General features: G+C 42.1%; 20 protein-coding genes, 1 tRNA gene and 1 riboswitch. Of the genes, 2 read left to right on the top strand and 19 right to left on the bottom strand.

Going from position 1 to position 23,972, the window contains the following annotated elements; all coding sequences use genetic code 11:
- Window positions 1–247 precede the first annotated feature (247 nt).
- From OCV72_RS06515 to OCV72_RS06580, 14 genes are all read right to left on the bottom strand, one after another.
- Window positions 248–841: a cytidylate kinase-like family protein gene (locus OCV72_RS06515; RefSeq protein ID WP_055282733.1), complete on the bottom strand. Its 594-nt coding sequence runs from the start codon at window positions 839–841 to the stop codon at window positions 248–250.
- 13 nt (window positions 842–854) lie between these two features.
- Window positions 855–2,222, bottom strand: a complete 1,368-nt coding sequence (locus OCV72_RS06520) for an MATE family efflux transporter (RefSeq protein WP_055282735.1) — start codon at window positions 2,220–2,222, stop codon at window positions 855–857.
- A 350-nt stretch (window positions 2,223–2,572) separates the two neighbouring features.
- Window positions 2,573–3,244, bottom strand: a complete 672-nt coding sequence (locus tag OCV72_RS06525) for an ABC-2 transporter permease (protein WP_055282737.1) — start codon at window positions 3,242–3,244, stop codon at window positions 2,573–2,575.
- Window positions 3,244–4,092 (bottom strand): ABC transporter ATP-binding protein, encoded by an 849-nt coding sequence (locus OCV72_RS06530; RefSeq protein ID WP_055282740.1) that lies wholly within the window; start codon window positions 4,090–4,092, stop codon window positions 3,244–3,246. Before OCV72_RS06530 ends, OCV72_RS06525 begins: the two co-directional genes overlap by 1 nt.
- Window positions 4,086–4,469, bottom strand: coding sequence for a GntR family transcriptional regulator (locus OCV72_RS06535; RefSeq protein ID WP_055282742.1), 384 nt, complete (start codon window positions 4,467–4,469; stop codon window positions 4,086–4,088). Before OCV72_RS06535 ends, OCV72_RS06530 begins: the two co-directional genes overlap by 7 nt.
- A gap of 229 nt (window positions 4,470–4,698) precedes the next feature.
- On the bottom strand, window positions 4,699–5,409 hold the full coding sequence (locus tag OCV72_RS06540; protein WP_055282744.1) for a hypothetical protein: 711 nt from the start codon (window positions 5,407–5,409) through the stop codon (window positions 4,699–4,701).
- A 12-nt stretch (window positions 5,410–5,421) separates the two neighbouring features.
- Complete coding sequence (locus OCV72_RS06545; RefSeq protein ID WP_055282746.1) at window positions 5,422–5,916, bottom strand: hypothetical protein; 495 nt, start codon at window positions 5,914–5,916, stop codon at window positions 5,422–5,424.
- Window positions 5,917–5,930: 14 nt separating this feature from the next.
- Window positions 5,931–6,419, bottom strand: a complete 489-nt coding sequence (locus tag OCV72_RS06550; RefSeq protein ID WP_055282747.1) for a hypothetical protein — start codon at window positions 6,417–6,419, stop codon at window positions 5,931–5,933.
- A gap of 15 nt (window positions 6,420–6,434) precedes the next feature.
- Window positions 6,435–14,636, bottom strand: a complete 8,202-nt coding sequence (locus tag OCV72_RS06555) for an InlB B-repeat-containing protein (protein WP_055282750.1) — start codon at window positions 14,634–14,636, stop codon at window positions 6,435–6,437.
- A 153-nt stretch (window positions 14,637–14,789) separates the two neighbouring features.
- The gene (locus OCV72_RS06560; protein ID WP_055282752.1) at window positions 14,790–15,800 is read right to left on the bottom strand and encodes a response regulator transcription factor; all 1,011 of its coding nucleotides are present in this window, start codon (window positions 15,798–15,800) and stop codon (window positions 14,790–14,792) included.
- Window positions 15,801–15,872: 72 nt separating this feature from the next.
- Window positions 15,873–16,181 carry a hypothetical protein gene (locus OCV72_RS06565; protein ID WP_242859229.1) on the bottom strand — a complete coding sequence of 103 codons (309 nt, stop codon included), beginning with the start codon at window positions 16,179–16,181 and terminating at the stop codon, window positions 15,873–15,875.
- On the bottom strand, window positions 16,171–16,794 hold the full coding sequence (locus OCV72_RS06570; protein ID WP_055282756.1) for a substrate-binding periplasmic protein: 624 nt from the start codon (window positions 16,792–16,794) through the stop codon (window positions 16,171–16,173). Before OCV72_RS06570 ends, OCV72_RS06565 begins: the two co-directional genes overlap by 11 nt.
- An 84-nt stretch (window positions 16,795–16,878) precedes the next feature.
- Window positions 16,879–16,954: riboswitch (cyclic di-GMP riboswitch) on the bottom strand.
- 59 nt (window positions 16,955–17,013) lie between these two features.
- Window positions 17,014–17,487 carry a YbaK/EbsC family protein gene (locus tag OCV72_RS06575; RefSeq protein WP_028086734.1) on the bottom strand — a complete coding sequence of 158 codons (474 nt, stop codon included), beginning with the start codon at window positions 17,485–17,487 and terminating at the stop codon, window positions 17,014–17,016.
- Between the two features lie 46 nt (window positions 17,488–17,533).
- Window positions 17,534–17,604, bottom strand: a tRNA-Gly gene (locus OCV72_RS06580).
- Window positions 17,605–17,800: 196 nt separating this feature from the next.
- Between OCV72_RS06580 and OCV72_RS06585 the strand changes: the two genes are divergently transcribed.
- Complete coding sequence (locus OCV72_RS06585; RefSeq protein ID WP_055282758.1) at window positions 17,801–18,586, top strand: hypothetical protein; 786 nt, start codon at window positions 17,801–17,803, stop codon at window positions 18,584–18,586.
- A 1-nt stretch (window position 18,587) separates the two neighbouring features.
- On the opposite strand, the gene OCV72_RS06590 is transcribed toward OCV72_RS06585, so the two are convergent.
- The 4 genes from OCV72_RS06590 to tnpA all read right to left on the bottom strand — a co-directional run bounded on the left by OCV72_RS06590 (window position 18,588) and on the right by tnpA (window position 22,242).
- Window positions 18,588–19,223: an FtsX-like permease family protein gene (locus tag OCV72_RS06590; RefSeq protein WP_055282760.1), complete on the bottom strand. Its 636-nt coding sequence runs from the start codon at window positions 19,221–19,223 to the stop codon at window positions 18,588–18,590.
- Window positions 19,224–19,241: 18 nt separating this feature from the next.
- Window positions 19,242–20,588: an MATE family efflux transporter gene (locus OCV72_RS06595; RefSeq protein ID WP_055282762.1), complete on the bottom strand. Its 1,347-nt coding sequence runs from the start codon at window positions 20,586–20,588 to the stop codon at window positions 19,242–19,244.
- A 178-nt stretch (window positions 20,589–20,766) separates the two neighbouring features.
- Complete coding sequence (gene tnpB, locus OCV72_RS06600; RefSeq protein WP_055282764.1) at window positions 20,767–21,870, bottom strand: IS200/IS605 family element RNA-guided endonuclease TnpB; 1,104 nt, start codon at window positions 21,868–21,870, stop codon at window positions 20,767–20,769.
- An 18-nt stretch (window positions 21,871–21,888) separates the two neighbouring features.
- Entirely contained in the window at window positions 21,889–22,242 is a 354-nt protein-coding gene (gene tnpA / locus OCV72_RS06605) for an IS200/IS605 family transposase (RefSeq protein ID WP_081021023.1), read from the bottom strand.
- A gap of 216 nt (window positions 22,243–22,458) precedes the next feature.
- On the opposite strand from tnpA, the gene OCV72_RS06610 reads away from it, so the two are divergent.
- Complete coding sequence (locus OCV72_RS06610; protein ID WP_055282766.1) at window positions 22,459–23,376, top strand: aldo/keto reductase; 918 nt, start codon at window positions 22,459–22,461, stop codon at window positions 23,374–23,376.
- A 67-nt stretch (window positions 23,377–23,443) separates the two neighbouring features.
- Here OCV72_RS06610 and OCV72_RS06615 read toward each other — a convergent pair whose 3' ends face one another.
- Window positions 23,444–23,656, bottom strand: coding sequence for a hypothetical protein (locus OCV72_RS06615; protein WP_155515212.1), 213 nt, complete (start codon window positions 23,654–23,656; stop codon window positions 23,444–23,446).
- Between the last annotated feature and the right edge of the window lie 316 nt (window positions 23,657–23,972).

Consider the following 23,972-nt stretch of genomic DNA (forward strand, 5'->3'; position numbering starts at 1 on the left):
AATTGGATAAACATATTTGCTGTTCATATCCTGTAGATAAGTTTCATGCACTTCTTCCTCCATTCCTCTATTAACCCTTCGTGTATAACCGGTTACGTAACCGGTTACTTTATAGTTCGATAATACTATATCCATCTCTTTCTGTCAACACTTTTGTGTATTAAATTAACCAGTCCCTGCTCCCAGTTTTACGATAGAATTCTGTAGGATCGCCTCGTTTTCCGGATCTGTGTAAGCAGTTGCCTCATCAAGGATTACAACTACACTCCATAATAATCTTCTCACATCTGTTATATCCAAGCTTCGAGCTGTTCAGACACAACGTATAATTACTGGCCTTTCCCCATTTCTGATCGGTGTAAAAATTATAATTCGTCATACGCCTTTTATCCGTATCTACCATCATTTTGACAGCTTCCTTCTCTCCTACATTATATAAGTCCATAATACGCTGTGTTTTTTCCGGCATATCCCCATGGATAAATACGTTCAATACATCATCCCGATCCTTCAGGATATAATCTGCATTTCTTCCGATAATTACACAAGATTCCCTATCAGCCAGTTCTAAAATAACCTTTCTCTGCGCCTCATACAACATGTCTTCTATGGATTTTCCTGTGATATCACGTCCGGCAAATGCATATGCAAATAATCCTTTCTTCGGAGATAATTCTGCACTTTCCCGGACATATTCCGGAGATAAACCAGACTTCTCTGCAATCTCATTAATGATATTTTTATCATAATAAGTAATCCCAAGTTTCTTCGCTGTTTCTTCTCCGATAAAACGTCCGCCACTTCCAAATTCTCTGCTGATTGTAATGATTCTTTTTTCCATCTCTGATTCCTCCTTAATTCAAAACATCAACTTTATTTTTACTGATTCTCTTCAAGAACACATATCCTACAAAGCATGAAATAATTTCAGTAATTGGAAATGCCCACCAGATCAGCGAAACTGTCATCTCACCATTTCTGACAAACACGGAAAAAATTCCAGCCAGCGGCAGAATAATAATAAACTGTCTCAGAAGCGAAATAACCAGTGATTCCACGCCACCATTCAATGCCTGATAAATGCCCTGATAAGCAATATTGATTCCGGCAAACAAGAAGCTTACTGAGATTATCCTCATTGCTCCGATAAAATATTCTCTGGACGCCCCTGCATTAAACAGCGTTGCAAATCCCCCTGGAAAAATCTCTGTAATTACAATTCCCAGAATCATTAATATAACCGTATAGATCAGACCATATTTGATTCCATCCTGAATTCTCTTTTTGCTTCTCATTCCATAAGCAAATGCAATGATCGGAGTGATCGCATCTCGCAGACCGAAAGCAAGAAACAGTACAAACTGCTGAACTTTATAAAATAATCCATAAGCTGTCTGTGCTGACGGATTGAATTTCAGAATCAGATTCATTACATAAACCATAATGGACATCAGTGCCTGTGCAATGATTGCCGGAAGTCCGATTGTATAGATCTCCTTGATAATTCTGCCATCCGGCTTCATGTATTTCGCCCCATGCTCGAATTCCTTATTGAATTTGATATGAAAAATGAGCAGTAATACCGCGGATGCTACCTGACCAATTACAGTTGCATAAGCCGCTCCTTTCACTCCCATTTCCGGGCAGGGTCCAATACCGTAGATCATGATCGGATCAAGAATGATATTTACAACTGCGCCAACCACCTGTCCAATCGTGGAATAAAGAGAACGTCCTGTTGCCTGCAATAACTTTTCAAATAAAGAAAAGAAAATAATACCAAAAGAGATTACGCAGCATATCCTCAGATAGCTGACTCCCATCTCCAATACTTCTGCATCTACTGTCTGCGATGAAATATATGCTTTCACCCCAAAGATACCAAACAATAAGCAGACCACATAAATAATCACTCCCAGAAACAGACTGTTTCCTGCTACCTTTGCAGCTTTTTTACTATTTCCCTGTCCAAGTGTCCTTGCAAGAAGTGCATTGGTTCCTACACCGGTTCCGATCCCCACTGCCACCATAAGCATCTGAACCGGAAATACCAGTGTCAAAGCATTTAGTGCTGCTTCACTGCCTACTCTCATATTTCCCACAAACGCACTGTCTACTATGTTATAGACTGCCTGCAATGCCATGGATAAGATCATCGGGATTCCCATCTGGACCATCAACTTATTCACCGGCATCTCCTTCATCTTGTTGCTTTCCGCCATTTCGTTTAAACTCCTTTCTTTTTGACACAAAAAAAGTGCGTACCCTGTCATATAAGCTGGACTTACGCTGACACGCTACACACTTTTTCTTGGCGATATTTACTTTTTGCAAAATAAAAAACGAGTAGCCGGTAAACTGGATTTACGCTTACTTGCTACTCGTTTCTTGTAATTATATTACCTCTTTTTCAAAAAGTCAAACACCAGGACAACCGGAATAATCTTTTTTCCGGTCTTTAATGCCAGATTCACCGGGCCGTCATAGAGTGGTTTTATCAATCTGTTTAAATCATAATTGTGCGAACCCTCCGGGAATATCAGAATGCTTTGTGTCTGAATCCTTATAATTGTTAAAACTCTTTCTTTTTCATAACTCTCATACTGTACTTATACGAAGCAAACCATACAATCAGACTTAATACAATCAGTGCAATCGCGATTCCAAAATCGCCTGTTTCTCCTATCATATACGAAATACTTTCTTTTAATCCCGAGTTAGCCCTCACAAAAGATCCAATTATATAACAACTTGCAAAAACAATTAAAACTGCAATTGGCAGTGCAAATCGTCCTTTCTCTCCTACAAACCTTAACCGAATTGCAATCACAATCCCCGCAATCGCCTGAAACACAAAAATTGTGATCAGCTCCATTGCCAACATTTCCAAATCAAAAACTTCTCCCGGCTTTATGAATACAGCAATTCCTGCACAGATTACTCCAATCCCCCATCCAAACACTGTCATAATAAAGGAAAACATGTATTTTTCTCTGACATATATTTTTTTGTTTACAGGTAAAGAAAATAAATACGTGTAGCCATGTTCATTTTCATCATAACTGATCGTATTCCCTGAATAAACTGCCATAACGGATGGAATATACATTGCAATGAAGGTAGCTCCTGTTTTTCCCGTTAGTATAAAGAATAATGCCATAAACGCCAACATCAGAAAAAGATTGCTGCCTTGCCGGAAAAACAACCGAAAATCCTTTTCCAGCAGTCCTCTGATTCCTTTCATTATCTCTCGCCTCCTGTCAACATAAGAATCACCTGATCAAGTGAGCCGCTCTCCACTACGATCTCCGGATAATTTTCTATATAATACTGCTTCTCGTTCGTCAGGCAGGAAATTCCAAAGTTCTCTTTTTTCTCTTTCAAAATGTAACTTTTATCCACTGCCTGATATTGCGCCTCACTGACTTTCAACACCGCATATTTTTCAAGAATCGTATCCATCTCTTCATGAAGTACAATCTTTCCTTTATGAATCACATAGATGTCATCACACAGATGCTCCAGATCCGAAGAAATATGTGAACTGATCAGGATGCTTCTCTCCGGCTCTTCTTCCATATATTCTCTTAAAATGTCCAGCATCGCTTCCCTTGCTCCGACATCAAGTCCTGCTGTCGGCTCGTCCATCATTAGAAATTCTGCCTGGTGTGTCAATGCAATGATCAGATTCAATTTTGCTTTCGTACCTGTTGAATACTCTTTTATAAATTTATTCAACGGAATCTGATATCTGTCACACATCAGATGGAATTTTTCTGCTTCAAATCCTGGATACAATCTTGCCAGAACTGCCTCAACATCTTTCCCTTTCAAATAACCGCTGAATCCGGCTTCTGCCAGAACAACTCCCAACTCTTCTTTCTCTTTTTCACCTAACTGTTCCGGTGTTTTTCCCATGATCTTTATCTCGCCGCCATCATAAGAAATAAGTCCGAGCATTGCTTTGAATAAGGTACTCTTACCGGCTCCGTTCTCTCCGACCAGACCAGTAATTCTTCCTTTTTCTACGTTTAATGAACAGTCTAACTGAAATTCGCCGTAGCTTTTCTTAACCCCTTTGATTTCTAACATAAGTATTCATCCTCCATGATGAGTTCAAATAATGAACGAATCTCTTCCTCTTTCATTCCGCAGCGCCTTCCCTTCTGGATCACTGCTTCCAGATCTGTCTCAACTTCTTTTCTGCGTTCTTCTTCCATCAGCTGTGTATTGGATGCCGCAACATAAGTTCCCTTCCCATGAACCGTGACTGTCATGCCTTCCGCTTCCAGATTGTCATATGCTTTCTTCACTGTAAGTGCACTGATCTTCAGTTCCTTTGCCATCGTTCTCACGGACGGCAATATATCATTTTCTTTTAATTCTCCGGAGATAATCTGTGCTTTGATCTGCTCCATAATTTGTTCATAGATTGGTACCATCGACGAATTATTGATTATAATCTTCATATGTTTCCTCCTGTTGTAAACAGTATATAACAGCATAGTACTGTTGTCAACTGTTATATACTGTTTATCTTTTTTTCTGTTGCAAAATACGAGGGGTTTACATTTCCAGAATATGTACCGGCTAATTGGGAAAAGGTCATGCCTGTATAATATTTTATCCCCTTCCCAGATGCATGACACCTGAGAGGGGGATAAAATCTTTTGCTATCTGTACCGATACGCCCTTTTGTTATTTATTTTTTCTTCTTATAACCGTCACACTGATCACAGCTGCTGCTGCAATTGCTGCCAGTGCATAAAGCATCGGTCTTGCTTCGTCTCCTGTGACTGCTGCTATCTGGTTTTTCAGCTTATTTAACGGTGTCTTTTTTTCTGATTCATGTCCCTTTCCAGTGCCCGGTGTTCCTTTATTCGGATCTTTATCCTTATCTGGATTTTTTCCCGGATCTTTATCCTTATCTGGGTCTTTGCTTTCGCCGCCGCTGGTATCTTCTGCTGTCTCAATGACCAGTGTCGTATCCTCGCAGACTTCTTCCAGTGTCAGATATCCGTCCTTGAACTGTTCCGTAACGTCTTCCCCGTTCAGAAGAATCCTTGAAACCTTCCATCCTTCTTCCGGTGTGATCCGTATCTTCGGCTCGGCAAAACGATCCACAACAAAGTTATCTATGTTGCCTTCTATCTGATCTTCTTCCCCTTCTATCACTACATCTGCGTGACTTTTTTCCACACGGATATTATGGGAGTCCGGCACGGTTGTACTGATGGTGCTCTGGGAATTCGATGAGCTTCCTGCATCTGCTGCCAGAACGGACATGGTCGTAAAAAACATCGCTGCGATTGCAGCCAGCATAGTCATCATTGTCACAAACACTGCCGTTGTAATGCGGACAGTCTTTTTATCCACAATGATATCCAATTTTTCTGTCTTTTTCCTCATATGCACGCCCCCTTACTCACTTTTGTCCACGTATGATATAGTAAATGTCACCGTATCTGCGTACTCTCCGGCCGCCGCTTTCTTCCAGTCTTCTTTTTTAATCGCGATAGTAAGAGGTGTCTCTTCCCCGGCTTTTGTATACTGTGCTGATGTAAATGGCCGGCTTCCCGCCTCATCCTGCGCCAGAATCTGATAAGGAATCACTGCCTTTGAATTGTTGGAATTCTTTAAGTTAAGATCAGATAGCAATGACACCTGGATACATTTTCCATCCTCAATCTGCGCCTGCTCTACTACAATATTCCCGTAAGAGGTTTCTGTCTCATTGAACCGCATGCTTGTATCTACCGGAATCGTCACCTGGTAAGCCGGGTCCACATGATAACTGACTGTCGCACTTCCTGCCGTCTGGGTGGTGGCTGCATAGATTGGATTTTCTGCACATATTAACAGCACCGGAGTCAGTAGTGCGAAAAGATTTCCTGTTCTTATACTTCTCTTTTTCATCGTTCTCCCTCCCGTTACTGTGCAATGATTGTCGTCTCTACATTTGCCCCGTTCATGGCGGAACCATCGGTGAGTGATGCGGTCGTAATCTTGATGGTCGCCGGATATTCTCCCGCTGCAAGTGCCTTCTCTAATGTCACCTCTGTAATCGCCTTCCCCGGCTCCACCATCTTCGATGTGTAAATCGTCTCATCTGTGTCGTTAAGCACGATTTCAAATGTAAAGTAACATGGGTTTCCTTCCGGATTCATCAGGTTCATCTGCACGTCTTTTTTGTCTGCCTCGATCGTAATGGACGGATAGCCCGGTATCCGGATTCCTGTCGGCTTTTCCCCGGTATCGTCTGCCGTCTGGGTCTTCGCATTTGGATCCAGATCCGGCTTAAATGCCGAATCTGAACCTCCTTTTAATTTCATGAAATAAATCAATCCCGCAATGATGACCGCACACAGACAGATGACAATGACAATAAGTATTTTATTTTTTCCTGCTTTTTCTCTCATCTGCTCTTCCCCCTCTTATCTGAAAAATACATACATACTCAAACTACTAAGATCGTATTCATCTCTTTTATTTCCGTGAGCGTCAAATTCCAGTGTCAGGCTGTCTACATCAATTTTACCGTCAACCATCAGATAGTAATCACATATTCTCATCTTACCATTATTCTTATTCAGATCCTCGGTGTGAACCTGCCAGTCATTATGATCTTTATTGTCAGATCTTGTATGATAAGAAATCTTAAGATCCGAATAACCATCTTTAATTTTCTTAGTCCTGTACAGCACCATGACCTCCATAGATGAGTAATTCTGGTGGATCGCATCGTAGGAAAGATTGGTCATATTCATATGATAAACTGCCGGATTCTGTCCAGTATCTCCGGTTGTCGGCACTTTCGTCTGATTTCCGTCTACATAGAAAGTAAATATTACAGTCTTGCCATCATCATCTACCCGGTAAGTGTTTTCATAATCCGATGGTTTGTAAAGATAAAAAGAATTTGCTTTCCAGCTTGCATATAAGGTAATATTTTTTGCGTCCTGAAGCTGCAACTCTTTCGTACTCATGTCAAATGCTGTGTTGGATCCTTCTTTTTTCCAGCCTTTGAACTCCCAGCCGTAACGAGTCGGATCTGACGGGAACTGGTACTTATCACCGTATTTGGTCTTTCTTACCGTCTTCGCTCTTCCGTCACCATAGTCAAATGTAACATTGTACACATTTGCCTCCCATTCCGGATAGAGTGTCACAACGCCTCCATTCACATCGGTCAGCTTCGACACCTTCTGCCGGTCAGAGTAATAAGTCTTCTTGCCCTTCTTATCCACGGTGTACCATCTCTTAAAGGAGTGGCCTTTGCAGGTGAATCCGCATTTTGGAAGTGTTACATTTTCCGTGTAATTGACCGTCTTGGCTGCCATGGAACCTTTCGCCTCCGTACCGCTTAAGATAAATGTAATCTGATATGTATTCTCTCTCCAGTTCGCCTTATACTCCCGTTTTTCTATAGAGCCCTGTTTTACAGACACATTGTCACTTACTCCTGTAATTTCGGTTCCACTCCAGCCTGTAAATGTATATCCGGCGCGGACTGGATTTTTCAGTTTGAATACAGTGGTGTCCACGTTGTAAGTCGTCGGATTCTTCTCCCCGGACTTCATGCTTCCGCCATTTAAGTCATAAGTAATCTGGTATGTCTCCCGCTCCCATATTGCTGTGTAAATATGACTTTCTGCCGGCATAGTCGTCGGAAGGTTATCGACTTTCTTGCCATTCTCACTCCAGTTTTTGAAAATATATCCTTTTCTTGTCGGATTTTCTGGTGCATTTATCTTGTCACCATAATTTCCTTTGATTGGCTCAATCGTTGTTCCTCCGCCTGTCTTGAACTGAAGTGTGTATTCCATCTTCAGCCACTGTGCCTTATAGGTAAGGTCTTTATCCGGTATCGTCATTTCAACGTCTTCGTCCCAGCCAAGGAACTGGTATCCGGTTCTTGCCGGCGCTTTCGGCACTGTGATATTCGCACCATAGCGTCCGGTCACGACGATCTTACTGTCGTCCCCGCCCTTTTCTGCAGCGAATGTTCCGGAATCTGCGTCAAATGTGACTGTATGTACATTTCTCTTATAATAGTACTTCACTGTCGTCTGTCCGTCTCCGGAAATGGTAACTTTCTCTGTCTTCGGTTCCTCGAAGCCTTTATATTTCATGACTTCTGGTGTCACTTCGCTATCCACAGCCGCCCGTGCATGACTGCTTTCTTTCAGCGTATAACCATCACCTTGTACATTTTGCTGATAATGTTCTACTACATAGTTGACAATGTTTGCTTCCCATTTTGCATAGAGTGTCAGATCCTGATCCGGCATATTCGCTTTGTACTCTTTCGTACATTTTGCATCTGTATACCAGCCTGCAAATGCATAACCGGCTCTTGTCGGCTTCGGTATGGACATCTCATATCTTGCTTCTACCGTCTTATCTGTCTTACCATCGTAGTTCTTAAGCGTCAGCGTATGCACATTTCTTGTGTAACGATAAATGACTGTAGTTGTTCCATCACCTTCGACTGTCACCTGCTGCTTCTCCGGTGCTGTAAATCCATCATAGTTCTTTACTTCCGGTGTGACAACCGTATCCGCATCGGCGTTAAAGTTCTCCTGTGCTCCCAACGAATATCCGTCATCATTGGCATTTTGCAGACAATGCTTGACTGTGTAGTTTACACTCTGCACATCCCATTTTGCATAAAGTGTGATGTCACGATCCGGAACCACTCCGTCAAATGCTTTTTTAAACTCTGCGTCTGTATACCAGCCTGCAAATGCATAACCGGCACGATATGGTTTTTCCTCCCATTTCTCGCCATATGCAAGTTCTTTTGTCTCGCTGTCATTACCGTTATTGTAATGGATCGTTACCTGATGACGGTCACGCGTATATTTGTAATCTACATACGTAACCTCTCCATCGTCTACCACATCATAGCTAACCGGCTTTGGTGCTGTAAATCCTTCATACGCTTTTACTGCCAGCGTAAGATGTTCTCCTGTTTTAGCTGTGACATTTTCTGTCTCTGCCAAATCATACTGCTCTGAATTGCCAATGGACTGTTGATAATGTCTCACCTGATAAGTCTTCATTCCGGCTTCCCATTTTGCATAGAGTGTCAGGTCATGTGCCGGCATGGTCGTCTGTACGTACGACTGTGTCAGTGCTTCGTCTGTGTACCAGCCTGCAAATGCATAGCCTGTCCGCGACGGAGTATTTGTAATATCTGCCTCATAGCGGACTTTTGAAGTCTTGTTATCTTCTCCATTGTTCAGGACATAAGTCAGATTATAGCTGTTCCGCGTATAGCGATACCAGATATCCGGTCCGCCCCAGCCATTTACCTGTCCTGTTTTGGCCTCCGGTGAAGTAAATCCTTCATACTGTTTTGGCTGCGGAGTCACTTCTGATTCTGTCAGGCCGCTTAATACTTCTTCGTCCGTTAGTCCAAAGTAAGAACCATCTACAGATTCTTTATAATGATAGACAGTATAGCTGCTCATCACCGGTGTCTGTTTTGCATAGAGCGTCAGATCTTTGTCCGGCATGGTTCCATCGAATCGATTGTTGAAATCTTTATCTGTATACCAGCCTTCAAAGCGATATCCACTCCGGAGCGCTACTTCTGTAATTGCCGCACCAAATGGCATTCCGAATCCTTCCATATTATTTTCATCGGCCCCACGGTCTACCAGCTTCAGCTTATGGATATTTCTCGCATACTTGTACTCAATAACTGTGTTGCCGTTTCCGTCCACTGTCGTGGTCTGTGTTTCCGGTGAAGTAAATCCTTCGTAACTCTTCACGTCCGGCGTTACTTTATCTTCCGGATATGCCGCAAAGACTTCCTCTTCATATAAGATATATGGATCTTCTTCTACAACCGGTTTATCTGTGTCCGGATACTCTTCTTTATCTCCACCCGGTTTTTCTTTTTCTGCATCTGGCAGTTTTTCCATCAGATGCCGGACTGTATAGTTGACTTTCTGCTTCTCCCATTTTGCATAGACCGTCATATCTTTTGCCGGCATCGTCTGGCCAAATGCATTCTCACATGCCTCGTCTGTATACCAGCCTTCAAATACATAGCCTTTTCTTGTCGGCATCGGTGATGCAATCTTGTCACCATATCTTGCCGTCACTTCTGTCTGGTCTGATTCTCCGCCTTTTGCATCAAAGGTCAGTTTGTACTCATTCAGATCATAGTACACTTTCAGTACAAGACTGCCATCTGCCTTAATCGTTCCCTTCGGCAGTTCACCTTTTAAGTGATAGACTTTCTCGTCAAGATCTGCTGCTTTTGCTGTGACTTTCTCTCCCATCTGTCCGGTCAGAGCCGCAGTCTCGCTTAAGCTGTATCCGCTGTTATCCGTATTCTGCACGTAGTATTTCACGGTATAAGTAATTCCTTCCAGTGCTTTCCATTTTGCAATGTAGGTCTTATTCTCAGATGGAACTTCCTTTGGAACCTCCGCACCTTCTTCGTCCTCCCAGCCAAGGAATTCATATCCCGGTCTGTAGACTGCCGGTGTCGGCATCATGGTTCCATATCGGTAATTTCCGTCTGCGATCACTTCTGTCTCCGTTCCATTCTCCGTCTCTTTTTCGGACTTGAATGTCTGTGTATATTTATTTCTTGCATAATAGTAATTGATGACCAGGCTGCCGTCTGCTTTTACAGTCTCCGTAAGCTGCGGCGGTGTTACAAATCCCTCCCGCTCTTTTGGAACCGGGCTTACTTCCTCTTCCGTCCTGCCATTCATTTTCACCGGAGTCTGCGCTTCATAGGTTCCATTCGTTCCTTCTATATAATCTACGACTGTATAACCCACATCGGCTGCCTCCCATTTTGCATAGACAAGTCTGTCTTCTTCCGGCATGGTTTCCGGAATTGTGTATGGAATGGTGAGATCCATGTCCTCATACCAGCCGGCAAATGTGTATCCGAGTCTTACCGGATCTTCCGGCCTCTTGATCTCTGCGTTATATTTTCCGGTAATTGCATCGACGAAAGATCCGCCATTACTCTGGAATGCAATATAGTAACCATCTCGCAGGCGGTCCCAGTGAAGCTTGATCTTTCTTGCACATGGCTTCGTATTAAAGGTACCTTCCTGGTTTTTCCATGTAATGATCATCTCGCCGTCCTGCTCCGGCTCATCACCTGGATTTACACGGATAATATTGGTCGCCGGATCATACATAAACGCACTGTTCGTCATGGAAATGTTGAAATACTTTGTATCATCTTCGTAGATCTTCTCGTAATATTTTCCGTCGTCCAGTCCGGTCTTCATATCCATGTACTGCATCTTGAAATATTCATCCGGGATCTGAACCGACTGAATCTCCCGCTTCATATTAATCTCAGCAACCTTATCCTGGGTATAAGCAAAATCCAGTACATTTTCCAGAACACCTACCCTATAAAGCGGCCACTCGTTCTCGTAAAGTGTCGGATTATAGGTAAATGCATTGGACAGTGCCTGTGCCTCGAACTTCACTTCCAGATAAATACCGATTTCCAGATACATAGCTCCCATAGCACGGCTGCTTCGTCCTGCCGATGCCGTATATTTCAATTCGTAGTAGAGGTAACCCCAGACCTGTGCATAACCGCCCACATCCGCCGAGATACCGACACTGGCGATGGACGTTGATAATAATCCCACACGCACCGTCAGTCTCACACCGGCTTTGATGCCAAGAGTTCCCATAGCATATGCCGTAAATTCATACTGCTCCTCTACCAGATCTATCGTATCATTGGTCGCTGTCCGCTCTTTGACCCGTACACAGAAGACATACTCTTTCGCATTCTTATACCAGTACGTCATTCCGATGGAAATGTTCACATTTGCGGAAACAACGAATTCCAGCTTCACCTGAATATCAATGATCAGAAGCACACGGAAATGCTGGTCTACCAGCGGACGCTTGTAGATTTCCACCCAGTCTGCCTCGTCTGCCAGAAGTTCCGAGTACCTCTCTGCCAGAGACTTGGATACGGATATTTCATCTCCGCCACTGACGAGACCTGATGCAGAATTTAGATAATCCTCGCCATTCTCCATCATATTCTTCAGCTCTTCGGTAATCTTGTTGACACCTTTTCGTAATTTCGAACTGGAATCAGACACCGGGTTTCCGGTTTCTGCAGTCTTGAAGTTGACATTTAGTCCGATTCCTGTGTATTCATATAATTCCAGAGATGCCGTTACGCGGTAATCTGCAATGTACGGAATAAATCCCCATCTTTTCCACACGGCTGAGCCGTCCACATCGATGGATACACGGACTTCCTGTTCAAATGTTGCCGTGATCATGATCTCGATGTCTGCACCCCGGTTCACATGAACTGTAATCGGCACGCCGATCTCCAGTGCAAGCCTTAGTCCACTCACATCTCCGTCAAAATGTTTCAGTGTCGTTCCGAGATTCGCTTTTACTGTCGGTACTCCTAATTCCACACGGGAACCGCCTGCGGCTCTTGCCTTTCTCAACTGGCCATAGCCCTGGCTCTGAACCATGATGTCTGCATTCATATCTTCCTTTAGAGATTCCTGAAGTTCCTCAAAAGATTCTGTCTCCATTGCCGCATCGGCAACTCTTTCTGCCACTTCGGATGCAAATCCGCTGTCTACTGCCTGTGTCTCAATATCCTCTTCCAGCTCCTGCACATCGGTATCTTCCAGAAGGTCCTCCCCTTCTACATTTTCCTTCTGGTACACGTCCATAGTATGGCGCATATCTTCTTCGCTCACAGGTATATAGCTTACTATGTATCTTTCTCCTGATAACAGAACACTCGTAATCTCTCCATAGAGAGACACGGTTCCGCTTCCATTTTCTCCCATTGTACCTGTGTAAAGTGCCAGATAATCGCCCTCATCTACGGTTGTCTCACTGTCCAGATCCATAGCCCGGCTCATAGCATCATCACCAAAGGTCAGGTCGCTGACATTAATCGTTACACTGTTATTATCCGAGTCACCGTCCTGATCTTTGTCCATAGAAAGCGGCAGCACATCCGGCATAAAGAGCACGTCTTCCGGTCTGGAGCCGCGATATGTATACTTGTCCCCATCCGCTCCTGTAATCTCGATAAATGACACATCACTGTTGTCACCAGAGGACATATCCATGGTCGGTATCACATCACCGGAATAAATTGCGACCTGGTCGCCGACTTCTAACTGCTTCTTATAAGTAAATGTTCCGGTCGTATCACTGCCTTCTTCGGTCAGGGAACCGTCTGTTCCAATCGTCATTGCCGCGATTGAGACTTCCTCTACTTTCTTTCCATTTACAGTCAGATCGGAAAGCTCTTTCTTATGAATATACTTGATCTCTTTATTTAACTCTACATTTTTGACTTCTTCACGATAGACCGTAAAATCATAGACACGGATCGTCGGGTCAAATCCTGTAAAATATAACGCCTTTTCCTGAAGCTCCAGCTTATAGGCTGCCCCCGGTGTCCATCCGTTCGGATTGCTGATTGTAAATGTATGGTCTGCTCCTTCAGTCACATCTACTGTAACCGTTTCGGAAGAATCTGTCACATTTTTTATCGTGAAATTTTTTCGCACCTGATCAGGCGTCATGGCAGCACTTGTATCCGTCATCGGAATCGTAAAATCTGCTGCCACATCATTTGCTCTGGCATAAGTCGCCATGGACACTTCTTCCATCGGCTGGTTGTCTGCATAAGAGGCATACAATGTCACATCACTCAGAAGACGATCCTTACTGTCCACATATCTGGTGCATGCTTCATCGTAACACCAGCCAAGAAATGTACTGGACTTTTTCACCGGTGCCGGCAGATCTTTCAGAATAGTTCCTGCCTGGTACTGCTCCTGTGTTACTGTGATCATCTGATCTGCCTTCTGCGGATTCTTCTTCGTGATAGTTCCGCCATTTGTCTCATATGTAATGTTGTACGCTGTATCCTGAAATGCAATGTCAAAAGTCAGGTGATCTGTATAATCACCTGTATAGTTCGGTTTGTCCAGAATGTTGCAGTTATATTCCTGCTGCTTATGGCTCTCATCTTTCGTAAGACTTGCGACAACCGAACCATTTTCCAGTGCCGAACCACTCTGCGGATTTCTCAGTTCATATGCAAGACTATGTAATCCACTCTTTAATTTCCAGTCATTTTCAGACTGGACTGTCACGCTCACATGATCCTTGTCATATAATCCACCTGCATCCGCTTTTATCGTAAACTTATCCCCATCCGCATTGACCGTCTGTGGAATATCCACATAGTAGTAGCGTTCCGTCCACTTTGCATAGAGGACAACACTGCCGGAATGATCCGCAGTGCTAAGCGAAGTAACCGGCTCTCCGTTAAACTCCTCATTATCATACCAGCCGGCAAATTCATATCCCGCTTTTGTGATCTGCTCCGCTCCCGGAAGCTCTGTCACCGGCTCATCGTAATTAGACGGAGCCGTGTAACCTTCCGCAAACGTTCCTCCATTTTTCTTATAGTCAATGCCGGATTCCTTCCGCGCATTCGAACCCTGAGACGTTCCTTCCTCCGAATGCACAACCGGATTCTGCGTATTCGCATCTTCAGCAAATGCTGCGACCGGCACTGATGTTGCAAACAGCACCGCGCTCAAAATCATACTGACCAGACGTTTCTTCATATGTATTATCCCTCCTCATTTTTTTCTCAAAAATAAGTCTCTATACATATTGTATCAAAAAAAATACATTCCTCACATGCCCGTTGAAAGCCCAAAAAGTGCCTATTTTACAATTTCTTTTGTAAAACAGACACTTTTTCGTATCCTGTTATTCTATTGATTTACAAATTCTTTAATCTTATCGCGTTTATCAATCTGTAGTTTTTCCAGAATTCCAGAGACATAGTGCTTGACCGTATTCACTGACATTCCCATATGTTCTGCGATTTCCTTGTTCGTCCAATCCCTGCACGCCAGCATGGCTATGGAAAATTCCAGCGGAGTCAAAAGATCCGTCACTGCCTTTTGCGTCTTGGGATTGTGAATTTTCATCCAGCCACGGCTAAATGCAAGTACACCATCCACCAGCTTCTTGTACATTTCCGGCTCTTTTTTCCGGATACAGACTTCCATAGTCCCCTGAAGCAGACCATGATACTCGATAAATGGTTCCATGAATTTGTCCGCTCTTGCCCTCTCCCATGCCCGGGTCACCGTCTGAATTGCTTCTTCTTGTTCTTTCAGATTAATCTGACACATTGCCTGTACGCACCCTAGATAAATCATGGAAATCGGATAAACTCCGTCTGCCATCAGAAATGCCCCCTGTACAACACCTTTTGCCTTTGCATAATCCTGTCTCAGATAAATCTCATGTGCTAAAAGACTTACTGCAAATAATCGTTGCCCAATTGGAAGATACGGAATGTACTGCTGAAGTGGCGGGGTTCCTTCCTCCGGCGATATATGAAGAAATGTGCTGATTACATAAAATGCGAACAGACACGCCGCCTTTACATTCACAGGCGTGTCCTCCTGCATTGCCCGTGTCAGACACTGATGCACATCTTCCCTTGTATGCTGTGCTGCCTGAGAATCTCCAAGTGTAAGATTCGCAAATGTGTAAAGCATATCTGCCGATAGCCGGAGCATCACATCATCATGATCCAGATAATCTTTTATCGTCTCCACACATCTTTCTGCCTGAGCTGAGAAGAAATAATATTCTCCCTGTGCAATCTGTGCCAGTTCCTTATCTTCTATTTTCTCAATTGCTTCTGCTGCCTTTCCCGGTTGAAATGCACTTCCAACCAAAGGAAGGATGACTCTGTCAGATATTTTCATTTCTTTCACCGCTTCTTATAAAATTATATTTTCCGTCAATATAGTCTTTAATGTCGACAGCAGCTTATCAACCTAGATCGGCTTTGCTATATGATCATTCATTCCGGCCACAAGCTTTGCGACAGCTTCTGCTTTTCTTGCCTTTTGTAAAAGTACAAGGATAATGCTAATTATGCTAAGTACAAATAATCCTACAGCGACAAAAAAAGCAAGCATATTGTCTTTTACAAAATCAGAAAATGTTACTCTATCTGCAGTACTGTCATAGATGGCAAGTGCACTCGTAAGCATATAAATCAGAGAGACTACAGCCACACAGATTCCAATCAGACCACCGAGCAGCCGGATTCGTTTTTCTTTTTTCTTTCTCTTAATATCCAAGATCATCCACCTCCAAATACTTCTGGGGATCATCCAGATATTTTTCAATGATTTTCAGAGATGTGCCATCCTGACGCATCTCTTCCAACGTATAGATCAGTTCCCTGTGTCCGAGACTGATCAGATTTTCCAGTTTGGGGATTCTCTCATCCATCCGGTTCAGGAAGATTCCCTCCGGTTTGGTTGTAAACTGGACGGCCAGGTTCTTTCCCTCCAGGTCACTCAGTTTATAGATATCGCTGTTCTCATTTACAGCAACCACCTGGCGGCTTGCGATGTACGGTCCCGCCCAACGGTAATCGTCAAGGCGTCCTTCCATGGAAAAACATCCCATAATACAGTCAATCTCTCCACTCTCCACCAGTTCTTTTTTCTTCTCCCAGTTAATCTGTACAACATCCACCTGATATCCCATTCTTTTGAATGCTTCTGTAGCCAATTCTACATCTATACCAGTTGGTACACCATCCTCATTCAGATAATTGTATGGAGGATAGTTGTCGCTGCCGAGCGTAATGACCGGCTTTTCTGTCTCTTTTTTACTGCTGTCTGTATGTTTACACCCTGTCAGGGTGACCGCTATAATTCCCACAAGCAGAATGCCTGCGATCACTCTTTTTCCTTTCTTTTTCCTTTCATTTTCTTTTCACTCCTGCTATAAAAAAACAGCACTGCTAAACAAGCAGTGCCTACTATTATCTGCAACTGGCTACCATTTTACAGGCTCTGTAGCTTTGCGTCGCAGACTTTCGTCTGTTTTGCCACAAATGTTTCCTTTATTCTACCATGTCATGTTTTTTCTTGTCTATTCTTTTCTGCTTTATAGCAAAATTTATAGCAAAATTTCTTTACACACATCAATCCATCCACATGCCCCGGCGACATCTTCCAGTTCCGCAATTGTAAGCCTGACTGCACTGTGATCATTGCCGGCTGCCGGATAGACTGTTTCAAAACGTTTTAATGACTCATCCAGGTAGACTGTGATTCCCTCTTTAATCCCAAATGGACACACTCCGCCCGGAGCATGTCCAATATATTCTTCTACTTCACCAAACGGAATCATCTTCGCCTTTACATGAAACAGATCCTTATACTTACGGTTATCAACCTTCGCCGTTCCTTCTGTCAGGATCAGTATCGGTTCTCCATCAACCAGAAATGACATCGTCTTTGCGATCATTCCCGGTTCTACACCAAGTGCCTCTGCTGCAAGCTGCACCGTTGCGCTTGATTCTTCCAGTTCAATGATGTGATCTGCATAACCTTTTTCTTCCAGATACTTCTTTGCTTTTTCTAATGACATAATTCATGCTTCCTTTCCTGCATACCTTAAAAAAGGGTAGCAAAAAAGCGGGTGATGGGAATCGAACCCACGTATCCAGCTTGGAAGGCTGGTGTTCTACCATTGAACTACACCCGCATCAACAATGCTCATTTATAATAGCATGGAATTTTATGAAATGCAAGTACTTTTTTAAATTTTTTTAATTTTTTTGACATTTAACTCAATTTCATATCTACAAGACCTGCCACTACTAATTCTCCTATTTGCAATATTTTTTCAAAGTGCTACAATATGTAACCGAAAAAATATTACATCAAAGAAGGTATATGATATGTTCCAATATTATCTAATTCATTATTTTAACTTTAAGAATGCCGGAGGCTTCATGCTTGTCTCCCTGCTCTGCCTGATCGCAGTGCTTGCGATCGTTATTCTGGCAGCAAAGCTTAAGAAACACTATAAACTTAATACACAGGATCTGACGCCAAAACAGATCCGGAAGCTGAACCATATCCACAAAATAAAAGAAATCTCGCTTATTGAAAGCTTTTATGAGATGGTATTTTCCAGTACTTCGGTGCTTTTGTTCCTGTCTCTTTATTATATTATAGATGAACGTATTCCTCAAGCCGCACTCTACTGGCAGAAATATCAAAATATTATCTTACTTTTATTTCTGGTATTTTCTGTATTTATGACAAACTGGTTCGATATCCTGTTCGTTCCGTTAACTGCAATTCCGACCAGACAAAAGGCGTCCGTGCGGCTGATCTCTGCCTTTTATATTATTCTGATCTTATTATATATCAAGTTCATCTACCATGATTCGAACTATGATTCACTGATCATGTATTTTATCACACTGGCAGTCGGCCGTTTCCTGTACTTTGATTCTACACTGGAAGATATCAAAGAAACACTGCAGGGTGTCGCAAGAAATCTGCCGCTTCTGGTACTGATGGGAAGTTATTCCGCCATCGTATGCTGGTATGGATTCCACTGTGGATTCCTGTTGACTTCCAACGGTGTGATCCTTAGTACGCTACTGGCGCATCTTTTTATGGATGTATCGATTTTTGTGCTGGATAAGACGCGGTTGGTGAAATTATTTATTTAACCTACTTTTTCATTTTTTTCAATATAAGTAGGTTACAAATTATAACGCACACTATTTCCAGAATTACAATACTTCCTGCAATCGCTCCTATCGGATAATGAAAGGTAAAATAAGAAAGCTGTTTTCTCATATAAACGTCGATTCCTTTTAGTATGATTGTTCCAACTAACGCTACAAGGCCTGCGATAAGCAGTACATAATAGCTGCCTTCCAGCAATAACAGCTTTCTTTCCTGCCGGCGTGTCATTCCAATCTTTCTCATAATCTCCAGCTCTTTTTTCCTGCCCACAATTCCTGTAAACATAATGTTAAAATAATTAACCATTCCCCATACATATTCCAGGATATTTTCTTTCGTCAGTACATTTCCCTGATTGTACATCAGATATTCCAGTAACTGATATTCTCTGGCTGTAAGGATAATTTCCTTTTCGTTCTTGTATACTTGCTTCTTATCAGGAAATCCATTGCCGTCCGGAAGTCCAATGTCAATGAGAAGAAGGCTCTCACTGCCTGTAATTGTAGTAAGAGCCTCTTGTTTTGTATATGCGGATACGGTCTGATAGCCTGCGTTTTGCAGTGCTGTTTTGAGTGCCTGATGTAATAATGTGTCGTCTTCTATAATTCCGATCGTCATATATTTTCTCTCCAATCACTACGTTCTTTCCATATATTTTTCCGTGTGTTTATTCATCCATACAAATACCCCGACACAGATGACAATAGACACCATCGATCCTGCCGGTGCCGCACACCCCATCGGAAATAATGTATCCGGAAAATGCGTTGCCGCATAATAAGACAATGGAATTCTGGCACATACGATAGATATGGAATTGTGGATAAATGATACGATAGACAAGCCATATGCATAAAAATATCCACTTAAACAGAAATGCACTCCTGCAAATACGCAGTCCCATGCATAACTTCTTAAATACTGTCCTCCAAGTATCTGTACTGCACCGTCATTCGTAAATAATCCGACAAATGGAACAGATAGAAACTGCACGATCGTTGCCGCAGCTAATCCGTATCCTACTGTCATGTACAATACATACCGCAATGTCAGACGTGCACGGTCATGCTTACCGGCACCGATATTCTGCGAAGCAAGTGCCGATATCGTTGACAGCATCGAAGATGGTACCAGGAACAGTATTCCGATGATCTTTTCCACAATTCCTACAGCCGCCGCATCATTTAATCCACGCTGATTGGCAAATATCGTGATTACGATAAAGGATATCTGTATAAATCCATCCTGTAATGCAACCGGCACACCAACTTTTAATATGTTTTTCATCGTGTGCCTCTTCGGCCGCAGATCAGACCTTCTTAATTTAATCCCTGTGCCTTTTTTAATGATCACTGTCAATGACACGATAACACTGACTGCCTGTGCGATGGTCGTTCCAAGTGCGGCTCCGACCGCATCCAGTCCCATCACTCCGATAAACAGATAGTCCAGTCCGATATTCGCCGCACATGCTACCGCAATAAAGTACATCGGACTTTTCGAATCCCCGATTCCTCTGAAGATTGCACTGATAATATTATAGGCCGTAATAAAAGGAATTCCTATAAAGCAGATGGTCAGATAACGGATCGTCCCCTCTACGGCTTCAGCCGGGGTAGACATTACACTGACGATCGGTCTGACTGCTGCCAGTAATATGATCATAAGTATGATCGCAATTCCCATGAACATCGTCGCAGTATTCCCTATTGTCTCTGCTGCTTTCTTATAATCTTTTGCGCCAATGCATCGTCCGATCATAACCGTCGCTCCCATTGCAAGCCCTACGATCATAACTGTCAGCATGTGCATGATCTGGCTTCCGATCGATACCGCCGTCGTACTGCTGACACCGCCAAACTGTCCGACTATAAATAAATCTGCCATACCATATAATGTCTGCAAAAAGTACGATAACAGATATGGAAGTGAAAAATAAATGACTGTTTTAAATACACTTCCTGTTGTTAAATCTCTTTCCATATTGTAATGTCCTTATCTTTAGAAATACTCATTTCTTAATTCTATTCCCAATTACAAAGTTAGTCAACGAGTGAACTACCCATTGTCTAAAGCCAATGGGCTTCCTGCTTCGCAGACCTCGTAACCTACTATCTCCACAGGCGTTAATTCGGGCAGTCCCTGCCCTATATTGTTATTTTTATGCTATTTGTCTTAGTCCTTCTTCCAGTATATTTTTTGCTGCGTTGATATCCCTGTCATGATTTGTTCCACAGACAGGACATGTCCATTCCCTTACTGATAGATTTTTTGTCTCTGTATTTTGGTATCCACAGACTGAACACAGCTGACTACTGGCATAGAATGTGTCTATTTTGACATATTTCCTGCCATTCCACTTTGCCTTATATTCTAACTGTCTTGTCAGCTCATACCATGATACATCACTTATAGACTTTGCCAAACGGTGATTTTTTACCATGTTTTTTATCTGCAAATCTTCCGAAACTATCACTTGGTTTTCGCTGATAATCTCATGGGACATCTTGTGCAGATAATCTTTTCTGGTATTTGTTATTTTTTCATGGCATATTGCTATCTTTTTCTTTGTTTTGTAGTAATTTTGACTTCTTTTCTCTTTATGGGCTAACTGCCTTTGCAGTTTCACCAGTTTCTTTTCGTATTTTCTGATGATTTTTGGATTTTCGTATTTCTTTCCAGCAGAAGTAATACATAACTCCTTAATACCTAAATCTATTCCTGTATTTTGTTTTATATGTGGCAGTTCCACGTGTTCTGTTTCCACTAAAATTGATACATAATACTTTCCACTCGGAACTTGTGATATCGTTGCCGATTTTATCTGTCCGATAAAATTTCTATGCAGTTTTGCTTTTATTCCTTTTAATTTAGGCAGTTTTACTCTATTGCACCCGAAATCTACTGTTATATTGCCATTCGTAAAATTTGTTGTATATGACTTATGATTATTGTGTTTACTCTTAAACTTCGGATAACCTGCGTGTTCCTTGAAAAACTTCTGGTATGCAGCATCCATGTTATAAATCGCATTTGTCAGAGCAAATTTATCCACTTCTTTCAGCCATTCATACTCTTTCTTTAATTGTCTATTGCAGTAATTGTTACAGTCGGTTTTACTAACTGTTTTTTTCTCTTTCTCATATACTTCTTTCCGGTATGCCAGTGTCTGATTATATACAAAACGGCAACAGCCAAATGTTTTTGCAATCTGTATTTTCTGCTCATTATTTGGATATATTCTATATTTATATGCCTTTAACATCCACTGTCACCTTCTTTCTCAACCTTGATTTTCTATATATCTCTTCAGCATTTCTTCCGATACATTTCCTACACTACAGGCAAAATATCCATCTGTCCAAAAGGTATGTTCTTTCCAGAATTGTTTTCGTAAATATTGGGGATATCTTTTCCATATATGGTATGTTGTATAGCTCTTCATCAGGTTTATAATCTTACTAATAGACATTGTTGGTTCTGTCTCTATCATAGAGTAAATGTGGTCTTTATCTGTTTCCATATATCTTATTATCACACTGTGTCTCTGACATATCTCATACGAAAACTGTTTTATATCATCTGATATCTGCCTCGAAACCAGTAATTTCTTCCTATATTTACAGACAAAAAAAATGTGATATTGTAATAGGTATTTGTGTCTGTTTTAGATTTCCATGTTCCCATGCCATGAGTATACGATAATTTCTGATTTTTGGCTACCTTAACCCACCGTCTAAAGCCAGTGGGATTGCGGTAGCCTTATTTCAAATTCACTGAATTTTTCTTTTATCTTTCTTTACACGATATGTTAAAATACATTTATACAAATGTTTTATCTAAGGAGGTTTCCATGAAAACAATCACACTTCACAATACAAATTTATCTGTTCCAGAAATTGGTATGGGATGTATGCGTATTAACAGTCTGGAAACGGCAGATGCCGTAAAAGAATGGATAGACACTGCGCTTGCACATGACATCAATTTCTTCGATCATGCAGATATCTATGCAAAAGGACAATGCGAAGAGCTTTTTGGCAAAGCCCTGACTCCTTCCCTGCGTGACCAGATCATTCTGCAGTCCAAATGCGCGATCCGCCCCGGTATTGCTTTTGATTTTTCCAAAGAACATATCCTGCAGTCCGTAGATGATATCTTGAACCGCCTGCGCACAGATTATCTCGACATCTTATTACTGCACCGTCCGGATACCTTAATGGAACCGGAAGAAGTAGCCGATGCATTCCGTACTTTAAAAGCCGCCGGCAAAGTACGTCACTTCGGTGTCAGCAATCAGACCCCGATGCAGATAGAATTATTGAATAAATATCTGGATGAACCACTTCTCATCAACCAGCTGCAGTTCAGTATCGCACACTGTCCAATGATCAATTCCGGAATCAATGCAAATATGTACAATGATTCTGCAATCAACCGTGACGGCGGCATTCTCGAATACTGCCGCTTAAAAGATATCACCATTCAGGCATGGTCCCCATTCCAGTACGGTATGTTCGAAGGCGTCTTTCTTGGAAATGAAAAATTCCCGGAACTCAATAAGGTCATCAATGAACTAGCTGAAAAATATAACGTAACCAACAGTGCCATCGCTGTTGCCTGGATCTTACGCCACCCTGCCGGAATCCAGACGATCATCGGCACAACTAATAAGGACCGGATTGCTCAGATCAGTAAGGCATCTAATGTGCACCTGACCCGTGAAGAATGGTATCGGTTGTATATGGCTGCCGGAAATCGGCTGCCGTAAACTTACTATATTCAAAGCTGTACACGATTATAAAGAGAGCTGATCAGCTACGATCAGCTCCCTTCTGCTAATAATTAATAATTTCTTTCACTTCATCCTCTTTCATTTTCAACAGTTTTGAAATCTCAGCAACTGTAAATTTTTCTTCATATAGTTTTTTTGTAAGATTTTTTCTTTCTTCCAATTTACCTTCTAATTTTCCCTCTTCTCTTCCTTCATCATATGCTTCGCCTCTCTGTACTTCAATATCTGTCTCATAATCATACTCAGCCGTCAACATATTTACAACCTCGCTTCCTTTTCTTTTCAGATAGTCTGCACGAAAAAAATCCCGGATGTTTACTCTTAGTATAAGAAAAATATATTTTTTCTGCAACATCAATCGTGCAAATATGCTTTTCATTTTTCCTTTGTTTCAAAATTTTCTGTGAATTATCTTCTGATTTCCCTCACGAATAGCTAACGCTATTTTGAAATATACAAGACCCGATTCTTATATATTTTGAATTTATCCGACAGACAGAATAGCTGTCGATGAATGTATATTAACATAACATTTCTTAAATGGCAATGCTTAACCGTAGTGGCCTCCACCG

The sequence above is a fragment of the Dorea amylophila genome, from assembly GCF_025567265.1.
In the GTDB taxonomy this organism is placed as follows: Bacteria; Bacillota; Clostridia; order Lachnospirales; family Lachnospiraceae; genus Dorea_A; species Dorea_A amylophila.